The 15,426-nt window shown below is 50.4% G+C and carries 27 protein-coding genes and 2 other RNA genes; 26 read left to right on the forward strand and 3 right to left on the reverse strand.

What is annotated here, in order from left to right; genetic code table 11:
• Positions 1-23: 23 nt before the first annotated feature.
• Entirely contained in the window at positions 24-731 is a 708-nt protein-coding gene (locus ACYVIC_RS18155; RefSeq protein ID WP_460862219.1) for a DUF445 domain-containing protein, read from the reverse strand.
• 137 nt (positions 732-868) lie between these two features.
• Here ACYVIC_RS18155 and yjjX point away from each other — a divergent pair, with 137 nt between their 5' ends.
• Entirely contained in the window at positions 869-1,387 is a 519-nt protein-coding gene (gene yjjX, locus ACYVIC_RS18160; RefSeq protein ID WP_460862222.1) for an inosine/xanthosine triphosphatase, read from the forward strand.
• A gap of 2 nt (positions 1,388-1,389) precedes the next feature.
• Here the strand turns inward: yjjX and ACYVIC_RS18165 are convergent, their stop codons facing one another.
• Positions 1,390-1,578: a hypothetical protein gene (locus ACYVIC_RS18165; protein ID WP_460862223.1), complete on the reverse strand. Its 189-nt coding sequence runs from the start codon at positions 1,576-1,578 to the stop codon at positions 1,390-1,392.
• A gap of 593 nt (positions 1,579-2,171) precedes the next feature.
• Between ACYVIC_RS18165 and ACYVIC_RS18170 the strand changes: the two genes are divergently transcribed.
• The gene (locus tag ACYVIC_RS18170) at positions 2,172-2,588 is read left to right on the forward strand and encodes a hypothetical protein (RefSeq protein ID WP_460862224.1); all 417 of its coding nucleotides are present in this window, start codon (positions 2,172-2,174) and stop codon (positions 2,586-2,588) included.
• Here ACYVIC_RS18170 and ACYVIC_RS18175 read toward each other — a convergent pair.
• The gene (locus tag ACYVIC_RS18175; RefSeq protein ID WP_460862226.1) at positions 2,499-3,143 is read right to left on the reverse strand and encodes a S24 family peptidase; all 645 of its coding nucleotides are present in this window, start codon (positions 3,141-3,143) and stop codon (positions 2,499-2,501) included. The two genes, ACYVIC_RS18170 and ACYVIC_RS18175, sit on opposite strands and share 90 nt — an antisense overlap.
• A 144-nt stretch (positions 3,144-3,287) precedes the next feature.
• On the opposite strand from ACYVIC_RS18175, the gene ACYVIC_RS18180 reads away from it, so the two are divergent.
• From ACYVIC_RS18180 to ACYVIC_RS18295, 24 genes are all read left to right on the forward strand, one after another.
• Positions 3,288-3,590 carry a helix-turn-helix domain-containing protein gene (locus ACYVIC_RS18180; protein WP_460862227.1) on the forward strand — a complete coding sequence of 101 codons (303 nt, stop codon included), beginning with the start codon at positions 3,288-3,290 and terminating at the stop codon, positions 3,588-3,590.
• Positions 3,587-5,785 (forward strand): transposase, encoded by a 2,199-nt coding sequence (locus ACYVIC_RS18185; protein WP_460862229.1) that lies wholly within the window; start codon positions 3,587-3,589, stop codon positions 5,783-5,785. The genes ACYVIC_RS18180 and ACYVIC_RS18185 overlap by 4 nt, the downstream gene beginning before the upstream one ends.
• Positions 5,786-5,798: 13 nt before the next feature.
• Positions 5,799-6,506 carry an AAA family ATPase gene (locus ACYVIC_RS18190; protein ID WP_460862233.1) on the forward strand — a complete coding sequence of 236 codons (708 nt, stop codon included), beginning with the start codon at positions 5,799-5,801 and terminating at the stop codon, positions 6,504-6,506.
• A gap of 17 nt (positions 6,507-6,523) precedes the next feature.
• On the forward strand, positions 6,524-7,111 hold the full coding sequence (locus ACYVIC_RS18195; RefSeq protein ID WP_460862235.1) for a hypothetical protein: 588 nt from the start codon (positions 6,524-6,526) through the stop codon (positions 7,109-7,111).
• On the forward strand, positions 7,098-7,412 hold the full coding sequence (locus ACYVIC_RS18200) for a hypothetical protein (protein ID WP_460862237.1): 315 nt from the start codon (positions 7,098-7,100) through the stop codon (positions 7,410-7,412). Before ACYVIC_RS18195 ends, ACYVIC_RS18200 begins: the two co-directional genes overlap by 14 nt.
• Positions 7,409-7,645: a hypothetical protein gene (locus ACYVIC_RS18205; protein ID WP_460862238.1), complete on the forward strand. Its 237-nt coding sequence runs from the start codon at positions 7,409-7,411 to the stop codon at positions 7,643-7,645. Before ACYVIC_RS18200 ends, ACYVIC_RS18205 begins: the two co-directional genes overlap by 4 nt.
• A gap of 10 nt (positions 7,646-7,655) precedes the next feature.
• Positions 7,656-8,282 (forward strand): DUF3164 family protein, encoded by a 627-nt coding sequence (locus ACYVIC_RS18210; protein WP_460862240.1) that lies wholly within the window; start codon positions 7,656-7,658, stop codon positions 8,280-8,282.
• On the forward strand, positions 8,279-8,785 hold the full coding sequence (locus ACYVIC_RS18215; RefSeq protein WP_460862241.1) for a hypothetical protein: 507 nt from the start codon (positions 8,279-8,281) through the stop codon (positions 8,783-8,785). Before ACYVIC_RS18210 ends, ACYVIC_RS18215 begins: the two co-directional genes overlap by 4 nt.
• Before the next feature lie 3 nt (positions 8,786-8,788).
• A complete protein-coding gene (locus tag ACYVIC_RS18220; protein WP_460862244.1) occupies positions 8,789-9,064 on the forward strand; it encodes an HU family DNA-binding protein in 276 nt (91 codons plus the stop codon).
• An RNA gene (locus tag ACYVIC_RS18225) (hammerhead ribozyme type II) lies at positions 9,062-9,129 on the forward strand. The genes ACYVIC_RS18220 and ACYVIC_RS18225 overlap by 3 nt, the downstream gene beginning before the upstream one ends.
• 10 nt (positions 9,130-9,139) lie before the next feature.
• Positions 9,140-9,520 (forward strand): DUF2528 family protein, encoded by a 381-nt coding sequence (locus ACYVIC_RS18230; RefSeq protein ID WP_460862247.1) that lies wholly within the window; start codon positions 9,140-9,142, stop codon positions 9,518-9,520.
• Positions 9,519-9,588: hammerhead ribozyme type II (locus ACYVIC_RS18235), an RNA gene on the forward strand. The genes ACYVIC_RS18230 and ACYVIC_RS18235 overlap by 2 nt, the downstream gene beginning before the upstream one ends.
• Positions 9,589-9,593: 5 nt before the next feature.
• The gene (locus ACYVIC_RS18240) at positions 9,594-10,064 is read left to right on the forward strand and encodes a hypothetical protein (RefSeq protein WP_460862248.1); all 471 of its coding nucleotides are present in this window, start codon (positions 9,594-9,596) and stop codon (positions 10,062-10,064) included.
• Entirely contained in the window at positions 10,061-10,621 is a 561-nt protein-coding gene (locus ACYVIC_RS18245; RefSeq protein WP_460862251.1) for a gp16 family protein, read from the forward strand. The genes ACYVIC_RS18240 and ACYVIC_RS18245 overlap by 4 nt, the downstream gene beginning before the upstream one ends.
• Positions 10,618-11,106 (forward strand): hypothetical protein, encoded by a 489-nt coding sequence (locus ACYVIC_RS18250; RefSeq protein ID WP_460862252.1) that lies wholly within the window; start codon positions 10,618-10,620, stop codon positions 11,104-11,106. The genes ACYVIC_RS18245 and ACYVIC_RS18250 overlap by 4 nt, the downstream gene beginning before the upstream one ends.
• Positions 11,099-11,521 carry a Mor transcription activator family protein gene (locus tag ACYVIC_RS18255; RefSeq protein ID WP_460862254.1) on the forward strand — a complete coding sequence of 141 codons (423 nt, stop codon included), beginning with the start codon at positions 11,099-11,101 and terminating at the stop codon, positions 11,519-11,521. Before ACYVIC_RS18250 ends, ACYVIC_RS18255 begins: the two co-directional genes overlap by 8 nt.
• A 9-nt stretch (positions 11,522-11,530) precedes the next feature.
• A complete protein-coding gene (locus ACYVIC_RS18260; protein ID WP_460862255.1) occupies positions 11,531-12,457 on the forward strand; it encodes an AAA family ATPase in 927 nt (308 codons plus the stop codon).
• Between the two features lie 105 nt (positions 12,458-12,562).
• Positions 12,563-13,144: a hypothetical protein gene (locus ACYVIC_RS18265; protein WP_460862257.1), complete on the forward strand. Its 582-nt coding sequence runs from the start codon at positions 12,563-12,565 to the stop codon at positions 13,142-13,144.
• Between the two features lie 75 nt (positions 13,145-13,219).
• Positions 13,220-13,762 (forward strand): glycoside hydrolase family 108 protein, encoded by a 543-nt coding sequence (locus ACYVIC_RS18270; RefSeq protein ID WP_460862259.1) that lies wholly within the window; start codon positions 13,220-13,222, stop codon positions 13,760-13,762.
• Positions 13,762-14,022, forward strand: a complete 261-nt coding sequence (locus tag ACYVIC_RS18275; RefSeq protein ID WP_460862260.1) for a hypothetical protein — start codon at positions 13,762-13,764, stop codon at positions 14,020-14,022. The genes ACYVIC_RS18270 and ACYVIC_RS18275 overlap by 1 nt, the downstream gene beginning before the upstream one ends.
• Positions 14,019-14,570 carry a hypothetical protein gene (locus ACYVIC_RS18280; protein WP_460862262.1) on the forward strand — a complete coding sequence of 184 codons (552 nt, stop codon included), beginning with the start codon at positions 14,019-14,021 and terminating at the stop codon, positions 14,568-14,570. The genes ACYVIC_RS18275 and ACYVIC_RS18280 overlap by 4 nt, the downstream gene beginning before the upstream one ends.
• 3 nt (positions 14,571-14,573) lie before the next feature.
• Positions 14,574-14,807: a TraR/DksA C4-type zinc finger protein gene (locus ACYVIC_RS18285; protein WP_460862263.1), complete on the forward strand. Its 234-nt coding sequence runs from the start codon at positions 14,574-14,576 to the stop codon at positions 14,805-14,807.
• Positions 14,800-15,141 carry a DUF2730 family protein gene (locus ACYVIC_RS18290; protein WP_460862264.1) on the forward strand — a complete coding sequence of 114 codons (342 nt, stop codon included), beginning with the start codon at positions 14,800-14,802 and terminating at the stop codon, positions 15,139-15,141. Before ACYVIC_RS18285 ends, ACYVIC_RS18290 begins: the two co-directional genes overlap by 8 nt.
• Positions 15,131-15,418: a VpaChn25_0724 family phage protein gene (locus ACYVIC_RS18295; RefSeq protein WP_460862266.1), complete on the forward strand. Its 288-nt coding sequence runs from the start codon at positions 15,131-15,133 to the stop codon at positions 15,416-15,418. Before ACYVIC_RS18290 ends, ACYVIC_RS18295 begins: the two co-directional genes overlap by 11 nt.
• The last annotated feature ends 8 nt before the right edge of the window (positions 15,419-15,426 follow it).

The raw sequence follows: 15,426 nt of genomic DNA on the forward strand, positions 1-15,426 counted from the left end.
GCCGCGCTTTACATATTGGCAGTTTACTGAACAAAGGCGGCCAGCAGGCCAATAAGGCCACCAAATACACCACCCCACACTACCAGCCAGCCTAAATGCTGGCGGATCATCTGCTGAATAATGTCTTTTACCAGTTCAGGTGTCAGTTCATTTAAACGCTGCTGCACTATAGTATCAACCTGGGTGCGGATCCCCTCCAGCTGTTCAGGTTTATCCAATTGCGCCAACACTAATTGGTTAAATTCCTCTGTTTCCGAAACCTCTGTCAGCGCTTGCTTCAACTTGGCTATAAACGGCTCTTTTAACGGCGTCAGTGCAGCTGTGCCACCAAACATGCCCAGCATGCCACCAAAAGACGATTGCTCTACCACTTTTACCAGCGAGTCAAACGCTGGCGACAAATCGCTTTGTTCAATCACAGGAGCAAAATCAAAAGTTTGGCTATGGTGTTGCTGTTTATTGGTTAAGAAGCGGTCGATATTGTCACTGCTGAAAAACTGCGTCATCACCAACTGGTAAATGCCGCTTTTAAACTGTTCAAACCGCGCCGGTATTACACCAGAGCCATACAGCAAGGGCACTTTTTCAAACAGCATATGCACTGCCAGCCAATTGGTTAAGGCGCCAGACAAGGCAAACAAACCGACACTTAATAACAGCGGCTGCTGTAAATACCAGCCTGCCAGCGTAATCGTGGCCGCAACGCCATTAGTCACAACATTTTTATTCATGCCAGCCCCATATTGATAAAACCTACACTTAGTGGCGCAGATTCTAATCAGCTAACCGCATTGGGGCAAGTGCTCGCTTTAGCCAATGGTCAATTCAGGTTAAGCTTGGCAGCAGCAAATAAAACAAGAGATTACAGATGAAAGTTGTTGTCGCCTCGGCTAACCCGGCTAAGATCCGCGCCGTGCAGGATGCATTAACACAAGTATTTACCGGCCAAACCCTGACGTGCAGTGGCCAAAGCACCGAGTCCGGGGTATCAGCGCAGCCGATGAGCAGTCAAGAAACCTTACAAGGCGCACTTAACCGGCTGCAGGCAATTGCAGCCAACGTAGCCGGGGCAGATTATTATGTTGCGCTGGAAGCCGGCCTGGACGGCGATTGCAGCTTCGCCTGGGTTACCATTTCACATCAGGGCCGGATCAGTAAAACCCGCTCTGCCAGTTTACCACTGCCGCCAGCCGCATTACGGGCCATTGAACACGGTGAAGAACTGGGCGATGTGATGGACCGCATGTTTGCGCAGCACAACGTAAAGCAACAAGGCGGTGCCATTGCCATGCTAACCAATCATCTGCTGACACGCTCCGGCGTTTATCAGCAAGCGATTATCCTGGCAATGATCCCGTTTATACAGTCACAGCTGTTCGCAGAATAAGCTTAGTTGTAACCCAGCACCGCACAATGCGCTGTATCTGCATCACGGTTGGTTGAACTTTGCCGGTTGGCACTGCTTTCTGCCCAAACAAAACTCAGTGCCTGCCGCTCTTGCTGGCTTAGGTCGGCAGTTTTTTGTTGTTGAAAGAAAAAACGTTGCTGTTGTACATGGCTTTGCTTAACGGCACTCATAACACTCTCCTGCAGTAAAAATGGCAGCGGGGCACTTACTGACAGTGCGACAACCGCAAATACAGGCTAAGCATATGAGCTTAAAGCTGAGCAGTAGCTGAATTAGAGAAAATAAATGTAAGTGATCTACTAGAGTGAGAAACCGGGAATAACCAAAATTTGGCGGGAATAAACGGGAACGCCAGTAATAATAAGGGTTAGAAGGAAAAAGTCAAAAAATAGCAAAAATCAGCTAGTTTGAGAAACTACCGCTAGTTAGCAGCGCCAGCAGCATTCCCACGAGAACAAACTGAGCTACACCCATCACTATAACTAAATCCCCCTCAAAGCCTGTTTAAATGCCGTTTGCAGCAATGCTTAAACAGTGTAATACCGCCCGTAACTATCCTTATGGTGATCCGACTTCCGGCTGCTAAGTCGGATCACTGATCCGGCTTTCGCCAAATCCGATCCGACTTCGATACATCTCAGTGAAATAACGGCATACGAGTAAAATTTACTGCTCAACCCCAACTTGAAAGCCGGATCATAAACTTGCCTATCGTGATCCGACTTTCTACAATTAACTACTGTATATTAAATCAGTGGTAAGTATGCCAACACTTTTAATCAGGCATGCCTATGGCACCAGGCTTATTAGCGAACAGCTTATCGAAAAGGTACCAATAGCAAGGAAGAATAACGAGCAGCACTATGCGAGGTTTGGTGGCTTTGTTCAGGGATCAGAATCGCTGGTATGGTCGATTTATGCCGGAGTGCAAAAGGTTAAAATAAATAGTGTTTACGGCTTTAGCCAAACTGACGGCCACTTTGATGTGCAATACGTTGGCCATAATGCTGTGGCGCTTGGTTATTACCGGAGTAAGAACGATACGGTATCAGTACCGCTGTTTAATGGCTTTCCATTGGTGTGGTGTGAATTACGTATAGCTGAGCAAACAAACAACTCTGCCCAGCACAGTAATGTGGTCGATTTGTTCCCTGGGAACAGTAAGCGGAGTAATACCTGATTTATCACTGGACAGTATAATCGCGCCGCCCAGGCCATTCTGCACTTGCCTCACAACAGCACCGTTTCCAATATCAACAATATAAAGCTGGCCATCTTGAATGGTTTTTTCTGCTGTATTAAACATTAATACCTGAGAATTAAACTCTACCAACTGCCTAGCATCAAATAACGCCAAGGCCGCGTGTTCAATGCCATTGGGCAGCAATCTATTGTCTATATGTAACTTTGAGTTTGAGCCATAAACAGGGATGGCAAGGGTCTGTGATTTCTTAGTCACCTTATAGTCAGCACGAATGTCGCTCACTAATAAATGCTGTTCTTCAGCAACACCACCTAACTTGCCAGCCATTAAACGCTTGTTGATTAAGTCAGCAAAGCAATGGCCTGTTTCAACCGCCAGCGCGGCCAGGTAATCAATGTCTGCCAGCCGCCCTTCCATTTCATAGCCTTTGATCGTGTTCACATGCAAGCCCGACTTTTTCGCCATTGCAGGACGGGACAAAACATTGTCTCTGATTAGCTTTATGTAGTTGCCAAACTCAATTGCATCCATGTGAACACCAAAACAGGACAATTATTTGTCCTTTATTATCAATACCATATTAAAAACAGGACAATTATTTGTCCTGCACACCTTGCATGAGACAATTTTTTGTCTTTAAAATGTATGCATGACGACATTTTAAAGGACAAAAAAATGGCCGATATGGACTGGCACAATGCAAAAATTATCGCAGAGCTAAAGATACGTGCTAACAAATCGCTTCGGCAATTATCCGAAGAGCACAATCTATCTCCAAACACTCTGGGGCAAGCTTTACAACGTCCCTACCCCAATGCTGAGCGCATTATCGCTGCAGCTATTGGTGTTGATCCTCAAGTTATCTGGCCATCACGATACAACAGCGAAGGTAAAAGCTCGCGTCGTAAAGGCAAACGAAGCATAACAAAAAAACATCCTATTGATATAGCAATAGAATACACAGGCGGCAAAAAATGACTCAGGCTTACACTGCAAAGCAAATTGCAGCGGCCCTGGGTGTCGCTGACAGAACAATTCGTATTCGGGCAAACAAAGAACAATGGGCCCACGAATTGCGTTCAGGCCGTGGCGGCCAAATCCCGCACTATCTGATGAACGGTTTGCCTGATGATGTACGTGTAGCGCTTATTGCTAAGCCAGCCGCTGCAGTTACCAACACTGTTACAGCTGAACATAAAGCCAAAGCAGCCGCAGCTAACATCATTAACCGCAGCGAGCTTACCCAATCAGTTAATCAGGAACGCAAGCAAACAGCCCTGAGAAACATTGCCGGCCTTACCGGCGCGGCTAAAGAGCGGGCCGAGGCAGCGTTTGCCATCCTGACTGCTGCGCGACTGTTCCAGAAAGAAACGGGCTTAGCCAAGGTTAAAGCCTGGCGACTGTTTTGCACCCAATACAACAACGGTTTAACGCCGGTACCGGCGCACGTTTATGCGTTAAAGCCCAGCATTGGTTTTAGCACCCTAACCCGTTGGGAAGCTGACTACGAAAAGAACGGCTTAACAGCACTGGCTGGTAACTACGGCCAGAACAAAGGAACCGGCCTGATAGATTCCACGCCGGAAATTAAAACTTTCTGCCTGGCGCTGATCCACGAATACCCGCACATCAAAGGCGAAGCTCTGCACGAAGCTCTGCAAACCGAGTTCGGCGGCGAGTACACCGTGCCGGCAGCCGCTACCTGCCGCGTTTGGTTAAAACGTTGGAAAGATGAAAACCAAGAATTGTTTATGTCACTGGTTGACCCCAGCGGCTGGCAAAACAAACGCATGGTGGCCTTTGGCAATAAAGCCTTTGCCGTGTCACGCATCAACCAATTGTGGGAATTCGACAGCACGCCGGCAGACGTCATGCTAAAAGATGGCCGCTACAGTATCGTTGGCGTTATCGACGTATTTACCCGCCGCGTTAAGTGCATCTTGCGCCCAACATCAAACGCAGCAGCTATATCATTACTGATCCGCGAAACCATTCTGGACTGGGGCCTGCCAGAAATAGCCCGCACCGACAACGGTTCAGACTACACCAGTAATCACATCAGCAGCGTTTGGGATGCTCTTGGCATTGAGCACGACATAACAAACCCTTATAGCGGCTGGGAGAAGCCGTTTATAGAACGTTTTTTCCGCACTTTCAGCCACGGCATAGCTGAGTTATGCCAAGGCTATGTTGGCCACTGCGTTGCCGACAGGCAAAAGATAAATGCCCGCTTAACCTTTGAGCAAAGGCTGCTAGAGCGCCGCAAAAAAGGCGAAGACAAAATTGCCTTGAATGTGGACCTAACTGCTGAGCAATTTGAAGCCTTTATTAATCAGTGGGTAAACGACCATTACCACCACGCCAAGCACAGCACTTTAGGCTGCAGTCCGTTTGAGCAGTTTGTAAGCCACCAGCAACAGGTTAAGCGGCTGGACGATAAACACATTCTGGACATTCTGCTGGCTCCGGTGCCAGGCAACAAAGGCTACCGCACAGTTACCAAATCTGATGGCATTAGTGTTGAAGGGGGCAGCTATGTGCATCCCGAGCTGGGCGCGTACATTGGCGAGCGTGTTTACTGCCGCTGGAACCCGAAAGACATCGGCAAAATTTATGTATTCCACGCCCTTAAACACCACTTTATATGTGAAGCGGTTAACCCTGAAATAGCAGGCAATGGCCTTGAACTGCAAGACATAGCCCTGCAGGCCCGCGCCATCCAGCGCCAGCAACAGCGTGAACGCCGCGCCGAGTTTAAAAAGGCCATTAAACAGCATCAGGTTGGCGATATTGCGCAGCGCATCCTGAACGCTAAAACCGAACAAAACGGCAATCTGGCAGCCATGCCAAAGCGCAGCGAACAGGTATCAACCAACCTTACCCAAGCCGCGCAAGCTGCCATTGACGCCAGCAAAGCACCGGCAACCGGCTATTCAGAACAACAGTTAAACGTTTTTGAACAACGCCGCCAGGAACTGGAAGCGTTGGAACGCAAAGACAATGCGCCGGTATTTACCAGCGATTCTCACAAAGCTCGTTATCTGACAGAACTCAGCATAAACACCGAATTACCCGCCGTCGAAAAAGCCTGGCTACACGCCTACCGCAGCCGCAGCAAAGTGGCCGCTCGCGTTCTCGACGAAATATTAACCAGCAAAAAAGCCATTAAGTAACGGAGATACACCAATGAAAACAGCAGTAGCAAAAACCAAAAACGTACTGGCCGCATTCGATGCGTACCAGCATCTTATCGAGGCTGCGCTTCACAACACGCCATCAATTGCCATGTTTACCGGCCAGGCGGGCTTAGGTAAAACCACAGCGGGTAGTTATCTGTTTGTTCAGGCAGATGGCATCCTGGTGCGGTGTTTAAAATCTGACTCCCTGAGCACATTTCTGGAGCGCCTGGCACAGGAGCTGGGGCTGGAAAAACGCCAACGTAAAGCCGACATGCTCAATTTTATCGTGCATGAGCTGGCAATAACCGGTAAGCCGCTATTCATTGACGAGTGCGACTACATCGCCGATCGCCAGGATGTGCTTGAAACCATCCGTGATATTTATGACCTGGCTAACGTGCCAATCATCCTAATCGGCTACAACCAACTGCCTAAAAAGGTAAAGCGTTTAGAGCAGCTGTACAGCCGCATTTCCCAGCATATCGAGTTTCAGCCAGCCGATATGGACGACATCACCACTATGGCCAGCGAACTGGTAACTGATACCAGCATTGCGCCCTGCTTACTGGCTGAACTTCTGCAGGAATCAAAAGGCAATTTTCGCCGCATCCACACTGGCTTAAACACCATTGAAGCCTTTGCCCGCTCAAATGGCCTGGAAAGCATTAACGCCAGCCAGTGGGGCAACCAGCCGTTTTTCCCAAGCGTGAACTAATAGCGGAACCGTGCGCAATGAATAATAAAACACTCAGCCAGCGTAGCTGGGAGTGGATAAAACAACAGCCAGACTTCGGCAGCGCCGAACTGGCTGAGCACATGGATGTGAGTTTGAAATCAGCGCAGATGGTTATCAGCCATCTGCAGGATTTAAAAGCAATTACAACAATCAGCACAGGCGTAAAGCCCGTGGTGTACCAGGCGGTAAAAGATGCAGCACCACACTTGCCAGGCAAAAACCAAACGGCAGAGCGCCCTAAAAGCATCCGGCAAAAGCTGTGGCAAGCCATGCGTTTTTTAACCGACTTCACCGTTGCAGATTTACAGGCCAATGCCGAGTGCAGCCGGTCAAGTGTAGAGCGCTTTCTGTCAGATTTAGTGCGCTACGAATACGTGTTTATCACCCGCCCACAACGCCGCAAAGCCAGTATGTCGCAGCGCAAAGGCTTTGCAGTGCGGTACCGGTTACTTAAGAACACCGGTCACAAATATCCGGTTATACGCCCCACGGGCCTGTACGACCAAAACCTGAAAAAGTTGGTGCCAATGCCCGAAAAACGCACCGCAAAACCACAGAAGGATCTGAACCATGCAATGGTTTGAACTGCTACAGCAGAAATGTGAAGAGCTGGGCCGCCGCAGAGTGGAAGCGGATTTAGGCATCAGCAAAACCACGCTCAGCCAGGTACTTAATGAGAAGTACCCCGGCAACCTAGGCAACATTGCCACCAAAGTTACCGAGGCTTACAGCAGCGACAAAGTGCTGTGCCCCGTGCTTGGCAGCATCACAGTACAGCGCTGCGCCACTGAGCAAAGCAAACCCTTCGCGGCAACTAATCCACAGCGGGTAAAGCTGTGGAAAGCCTGCCAAACCTGCCCATTAAACAAGGCTAATAAACCATGAGCGAACTTATCAGTTTTCAGGTAGAGCGTGCCCGCCACTGGTTGGCGCAACAGGGCTGCAAGGTGCTTGACGTACACCAGGCGAAGAAGCGCCCGATCATAACCATCGACGTGGCTTGCCCGCTGCTGCAGCGCACCGCAATCCAACTCATTCAAAACAAAAACGGCCAGCGTTACTTCGGCTATTCCGCCCGTGTTGGCGAGTGCCTTGTTCACTGGCACCAGGCAAATTAAGGAAACCACCATGAACCAACAAAACACTATCCCAGCCGGTTACTGGAAAGACGCCAAAGGCTCATTAATTCCGGAAGATAAAGTAAAGCCCGTTGACCAGGCGCGTGACGCATTGGTGAAAGAATTGGTGGCTAAGTCAGAAGCACTTAGCACCGCACTGGGGGCATTTAAACAAACCGCTTTTGCTGATATCGCCGCCTTTGTGCAGCTATCGGCAGAGCAGTACGACGCAAACATCGGCGGCAAAAAAGGCAACGTTACGCTGTACAGCTTCGACGGCCAGTACAAGATAGTGCGCGCCATTAACGAAACCATCAGCTTTGACGAGCGCCTGCAGGCTGCCAAAGCCTTAATTGACGAGTGTTTAAAAGACTGGACAACCAACGCAAGCTCAGAGCTAAAAGCCATTGTTAACGGCGCTTTTGATGCCGATAAGCAAGGCAATATCAGCACCACCCGCGTGCTGGGCCTTCGCCGTTTAGACATCACCGACGCACGCTGGCTAAAAGCCATGACAGCCATCGGCGAAGCCATTCAAGTGGTGGGCAGTAAAGCCTATGTGCGCGTGTACAAGCGTGTTGGCGATACCGACCAGTATCAGCAAATCCCTTTAGATTTAGCGGCGGTGTCGTTATGAGCCAGCCACAGCCACAAGCCCAGCGGGTATTCCCAACACAGGAGCGCATGCAGCAGGAAATTGCTGTAGCGCTCAGCATCATCGAACAGTACGGCACTAACCAGCCTGGCAAAACTTATGAAGACGGCGTAGCCGATGCGCTTATGTGGGCGCTTGGCGGGCCAGAGCCGCAAACAGTTGAGGACAATCAGATGGATTTGAACACACAAGACGAGAACGTTTTACAGCAATGGGTAGCCGGCAAAGTTAAAGCCGAAAAGGTTTACGACCACTGGCGCGAAGTACCACTGGTGGACGACGAATACGAAAACGATTTGCTAATGCAAATCTGCCGTGAATCGCCAACCTTCGCCAACCTGGTGCGTTCGTCATTGCATTACTTGGATTCCAGCGAAGACAACCACCTACCGACCTGGCTGGGCAGCTTTGTATCAGAACGCCCTAAAACCCAGGTGCAGCTGATAGTTACCCAGCACCCAAACCACACCATGGACGAGGACTAAGCGATGAACAAATCACAACTGATCCAGCAGCTGGCCATTGAGGCCGGCTTAACCAAAGCCGGCGCAGAACGCGCCGTAAACAGCCTGCTGAACATCATCACCCTGCAGCTGCAGGTTAACAACAGCGTGGCCATTCAGGGCTTTGGCACCTTTAGCGCACGCCAGGCAGCCGCGCGCACCGGCAAGCATCCGGTAAGCGGCCAGCCAACGCACCAACCAGCCTGCGTTAAGCCGGTGTTTAAACCATCGCAACAACTTAAAGACGCCTTAAACCCATAGCGAAACGCCCAGCAGTTTGGGGCGTCTGCCTGGCGCGGTGGCCAGGCACTGATGAGCAGCTAATAAGGAAAAATTATGAGCAATATCAAAAAGTACAAAGTAGCAGGTGAATGGTACGACTGGGAGGTAACACTTGAGGTTGACCACGATGTGCTGACACCAGAGTTAGCAAACGAGATAAACACCTTCTGGAGTGGTTCGGAAGATAGAGCGGATCAAGAAAATGGCTCTCACGTAAAGGCGGTTATCCGTTTTGCTGGAACCATGTTTATTAACTTAATGCTCAATAGTTATGGGGCCACGTTTCACGAATCAAACGAAGATTCGGGAAAGATTTGGACAAGAGATTTATTCAAGGAGGAAGGATGGCCGGAAAACACTGGTATCAGAGTTATTGCTGCATCAGTTGAAGTAGCAGACTACGACGCCGTAGAGCTAAAGGAATTAACCACCTAAGCGAAACGTACCGCGCAAGCGGTTACGTCTGCCGGTGGTGGTTCACCGGTACTGATGAGCAGCCGGAGACACAATGAAAACAATACGAGAAGCAATTGCAGAGCGCGGCCCTGCATGGGGCAGCGTGTTTGACGCGCTGTACTGGAATAAAACCGAGGGTTACTACTTTGCCCAAAGCGATTATCCCAAGGTAAGTGAGTTTGTTTGCTTTAAGGAGCAATATGAACTTGCAGCTAAAAACCTAAATTCAGCTGACGCCCATAAACGTAACACTGCTCTAACCGTAGAGCTTAACGAATTTTGCCAGCAACAGGGTATTGGCGGGATTGGTGATTCCGTAGTGCCAGCAATTAAGACATACATCAAAAATATTCAGGGCACATTAGACCTTACCGAACGCTTGATTATCAGTGAAGTTGGCGACTTTACAGCAAGCTTATGCCAACCGGGCGAACCTACAACACAAGAGCAATTCCAAGCGCAATTAGTCGCTCGGGTACAGCGTGTGTTTGCAGACGTTAGGCTGCAGGCAGGTGCCAAATGACAGCAACTAAACACAACCCGCGCCGCCAGCTGGTGCCAATGATCCACATCGCCCGCACTCAGCTGGGTATGGACGAAGACAGCTACCGCGCTAATCTGGCGCACTACGGCAACGGCAAAAAAAGCTGCAGCGATATGTCGGTACCGGAGCTGGAAACCGTACTGGAAGCCTTTGTAAAACTCGGTTTTAAACCGGTTAAAAAAGCAGTTAAAGGCCGTTTAAGCCCTAGCACTGCCAAAGGCCCGAAGGACGAGCGCAGCGCTATACGCGCGCTGTGGATTTTTATGCACCGCGCTGAGTTTATTAAGGATGGCAGCGAAACCGCCCTTAACAGCTGGGTGCAGCGCATGACAGCCCAAGCTAACGGCGGTGCCGGTATTGCCGAAGTGCAATGGCTGCAGGGCGAAGACGCCGCCAAAACGCTTAATAGCCTTAAGCGCTGGGCGCGACGTTGTCTGTTTGAAGACCTGAAAAAGCGCGGTTACCAACCAGAACCCAAAGACAGTTACAAACAGTTGCTGGAACGCTGGGAGCGCATCAACGGGGCGATGCTATGAAGTTAAGCCGTTGCCCTGTTTGCCATGCAAATATCCATCTGGATCAACTGGTGGCCGACGATGCTGGCCGCCAGTTGCTGGGCCAGTTTGCCCGTATGAATTACAAACTGGGCGGCAATATGGTGGCGTATCTGGCGTTGTTTCGGCCAGCTAAGCAAGACTTAAGCAACACTAAAGCGCTGACCCTGGTGCAGGAAACACTGGCATTAACCAATAACCACAACGCCCTTGCAGACGCGCTGGAGCAAACTGTTGCCAGCCTGCAGCAAAGCCGCATTAACGGCACCGGCAAACAGTTAACCAACCACAACTACCTGCGCAAAGTACTTACTGCCCGCCTGGGCCAAATAGCCGCTGAAACACCGGCAGGCAGCACCATTGAATACAAAGCGCAAACGGCAACCAACGCCGATGAAGACCGCCGCCTGTTTCAAGAACGCATGCGCAAGTTGGGTGGCAAAGTGTACGAGGTACCAAATGATTGAACAGCAATTAGACGCCTTTGCTGATAGCGAAGACCTGCAGCAGCTATTAACCGACATAGACAATCTGCCGCCAGAGCTACGGGCAGATGTGTTTAATCGCTTACCGGCCATGCTGCAAAGCCTGGTGGCCCTGTTTGAAGCCGAGTTAAAAGGCGCAGTAAAACACCCTGAGCAGCACGCGCAGCGCCTGGTGGTAGAGCTGGCCAATTACTTGGGCGGTATACAAACCTACATACCGCGCAACGATAAGCTTAAAACCATGCTGCGCAATATTGCCATTTACAACGCCCATAACCGTGGCGCGTCCATCGAAAAGCTGCGGGTAGAACACCGCCTAACTGACGTGCAAATTTACGCCATCATCAAAGAACAAACGCAGGCCGAGCGCGCCCGCCGCCAATTCAACTTATTTTAAGGACAAACCATGTTCGATTTTTTACTAAGCCAAACCCTGCGGCACAGCGATTTTGAGCAACAAACGGAATTTCTTATTCCGGGGTTTTTGGCTAAAAATATGATTACCCTGGTATACGCCGATGGCGGTATGGGTAAAAGCTGGCTGGCCTTTGCTGTGGCCAAGGCATGCAGCAGCTTGCAAAAGGTGATCTACCTCGATTTTGACAACCCGTTAAACGTATTGAAAGACCGTGGCGTACAAGAAAAGCTGATCGGCCTGCGCAATATTTACTACGTGCAGCGCAGTAAAACCACTATGTCAGGCGCTGAAATGCTAGACGCTTTAAACGAGAAAGCCATCGGCAATGCATACGCCGACACCCTTATCCTGGTAGACAGCCTGCGCAACATGGGCGATGTAATGCACGACGCCCGCGCCATGGCCATCATGGATAAGTTTATGAACCTACGCGAAGCCGGCGCCACTATCCTGATTTTGTCGCATGCCAATAAAGACGGCAAAAACTATCAGGGCAGCAACAACATTCGTAACTCAGTAGACAATATGTACCGGCTGAAAAAAGTAGACGCAGCCCCTGGCGATATCGCCTTTGTACTTAGCCCAACCAAAGAGCGCGCCGCCATTAACGAATGCGCCTTTAGCGTACGTACCGCCGATTTAACCCTGCAAGGCATAGACGTAGAAGCTGCCCGCATGAGCGCCGACGAACTGGATTTTATCAGCCAGGCTAAAGCCGCTATAGCCGAACAACCAGGCATCAATAAAAAAGCCTTGCTGGAAGTGCTGGGTTATGAGCAAGACGACAAAACCGCCCGCAATAAGCTGGATGCCGGCGAAGGAAAACACTGGCAAAGCAGCAAAACTAAAGGCGTTTACACTTACCACCTGCTGCCAGATCCAATTGCTACCAGCGTTACAAGCCCCACGCATTAAGCCGGTTGTAGCACTTGTAGCTGTTGTAAGCCCCGTTAATTCGGGGCTTTTTATTTTTACCGAATAGCAGTACCCTTTGTGTTTGTTCAATAAAAAGGATCTTCTATGAAATGGATAATCATGCTTGCCATTGCTGCTATTTCAGCCGCGCTATTTCTTCCGGTAGCCGTTACCGGCTCGGTTTATGTGGTAACCAATGGCAAAGAAACCGTAAACATGCCTTTGACAGAAGTACGCGTGTACGACAAAAAACAGTTTTTAAAAGCCTGGGATGAGCAAAGCGTTAATCGCTTAAACAGCAACTGTAATCAGGGACCGACAGAACTCGAAAAATCACAGCTCGATTTACGTAGAATGCGCGAAGGCCCAGATAAGGTGCCGCAGTGGAAAGAAATGGATACCATTTACAACGCCTGCAGCTTCGATTCTCTGATATGGAGCAACCCGGCGTTCCGGCCCGTGGCTATGCTGTATACTGACAAAAACGGCGGCTTTGAGTTTAGCCAGGGCCGCTTTACAGACGTTATAATGTTTTCCAAAGGCAGCCGAAAAGTGATCGGGCACGAAGAGCAGTATATCTGGTTGCAACAGGTGCCAGCAAAAGCGTCGGCGCTATCTCAACAAATTGAGATTAACAACGCCCACTTGGTTAACGAACTGCGAGTAGTCGACTATCCAATGAATTAGCAAAACGCTTTAATCCAGCCAACCCCATACCCCACGCGATACTGACAGCACACCTTAGCTGTCTGTATCGCGCCCATGCAAACACCCGCACTTAACACTTACACCATAGATTTTCAGCATGCTGTTGCCTTTGTCCTGGCGAAGGAAGGCGGCTACGTTTGCCACGTCGATGATCCGGGCGGTGAAACCAATTTCGGTATATCGAAGAGGGCTTACCCGCGTGAAGATATTCTTAACCTTACTGAGCAGCGCGCTGCTTTCCTTTACCACCGCGACTATTGGCGGCCTACCCGTTGCCACGAATTACCCGGAAGTATCGGGGTTGCCGTGTTCGATAGCGCTGTGCAGCACGGCCCCGCCACCGCAGCCAGGTTACTGCAGGAAATACTTGGCCTTGTTGCAGACGGAGTTGTCGGCCCTAAAACGCTTATGGCCGCCAGACAAGCCGACACAGAATGGCTTGTTGCCCGTTACGTTTTGCGCCGGGCCAGGCTGTATGCACGCATTCAGGCTAAAAATCCAGGGCAAGGCGTGTTTATTGAAGGCTGGTTTAATCGTCTGCGCGACCTTACCAACGCCTGCTGGCAAATTGGCTACGCCGGCGCGGGAGCCGCCTGATGGGCAGCAACTGGGATTGGTCATTTAACCAGGGCAAACAGCGCCGGCTTGAAGCAGAAGTACTGGCCGATAAAGCTGGCACGCAGTGCAGCCCACCGCCATTGCACAGCAACGACCCTACGATGCAAGCCAGGTTTGTTGACGGCTGGCACAGCGTTACTGCAGTTGATATTCAACGCGCTATTAACCCACCACAAAACATTGGTCAGGCATTGCGTGACAACAAACGCCTACGCGACTTACTAAGGATTAACCCATGAGCTTATCGCTATTAGCCAGCGCGCTGCTAACCCTGGGGCCTGACGCCATTAAGTTTATCGGCAACAAATTTGGCAAAAGCAAAGTGGCCGACTTAGCAGCCGACGTGGTTAGCGTTGTGGGCAACAACTACATAAACCCCGAAGCCAAACAGGCCGCGCTGGAGCAAAGCCTGCGCCAGCTTAACCCTAGTGAACTAGACGAACTGCTGGAAATGCGAACCGTACTGGAGCAAGAAGCCAGCAAACGCCACCAGGCAACGCAAGACACCATCCAAAACGGTGACAACGCCAAAGACCAATACGTCAGGCAAACCCGCCCCTTACTAGCCAGGCTGTCTATGTACGCCAGCGTTTTGTATGCCTTTGGCTTTGAAGCCTTAGCCGCCGTTGGCACAGGCAACGGTGCCAGCTTTGATGTGCTGCTGTGGTTGTTTGCACCGGCACTGACTTACATGGGCGTGCGCACAATCGACGGCTTTGCTCCCTATTCCAAAGCGTCCGGCGATAAAACCGCCGGGGCGCTATCCGCAATCATTAAACGGAAGTAGTACATGCCTGACATTTTAGACAGAGCTGCCGAGTTAGAGCAGCGCCAACGCGATCAGGCGATTAAAGCAGCGCTTAAACGCCCGACAGAAAAGCCGTGCCAAGACGGGCAAGGCAGGTATTGCGTCGACTGCAGTATCCAAATTCCAGCCCTGCGTCTGGCTAAAGTGCCCTACGCCGTGCGTTGCATTGATTGCCAAACACTAACCGAGCATAAGGAAAAGCAAATACATGGCTGATTGGAACTACACCGGATTGCGGTTTTGGTTTGACCTGCTGCAGCTGCTGTTTACCTGCGGTTTAGCCCTGTGGGTATATATCAGCCGCGCACCGCGTGAAAACAAACTGGCCATAGCCGAACTTGAAGCAAGGCTGAAAAAAAGCGAGGCCGAGCAGGAAAAACTGCAAGTACGGCTGGAGTACCTGCCTACCAAGGAGGAACTGCACCAGATGGGAAAAGAGTTAAGCGGGTTGTCATCAACGCTGAACAGCTCAGTCGGGCGCATGAAGGCAATAGAGAACAAGTTAGATCTGCTGATAGAGAATGAACTAAGGGGTAACCATGCTCGATGATTTACAGAAAGAACACCAGCGCCTGGTTGTCCTGCGGCTGCTGTCAGAGGATGCAGGCTACGACCTGAACGAGTCGATTTTACACGACGGCATAAACATGGTTGGGCTGGATATTAGCCGCGACAGCCTGCGCACTCAGCTGGCATGGCTGGAGGAACAAGGCCTTATCAAGCTGTCTATGGTTGGCTCAATTCGTATTGCCAAACTAACAGAACGCGGGCTGGACGTAGCCAATGGCCGCGCAAAGGTGCCGGGTATCAAACGCCCTTCACTTTAGGAGCCAGC

Source organism: Rheinheimera gaetbuli (assembly GCF_054781935.1).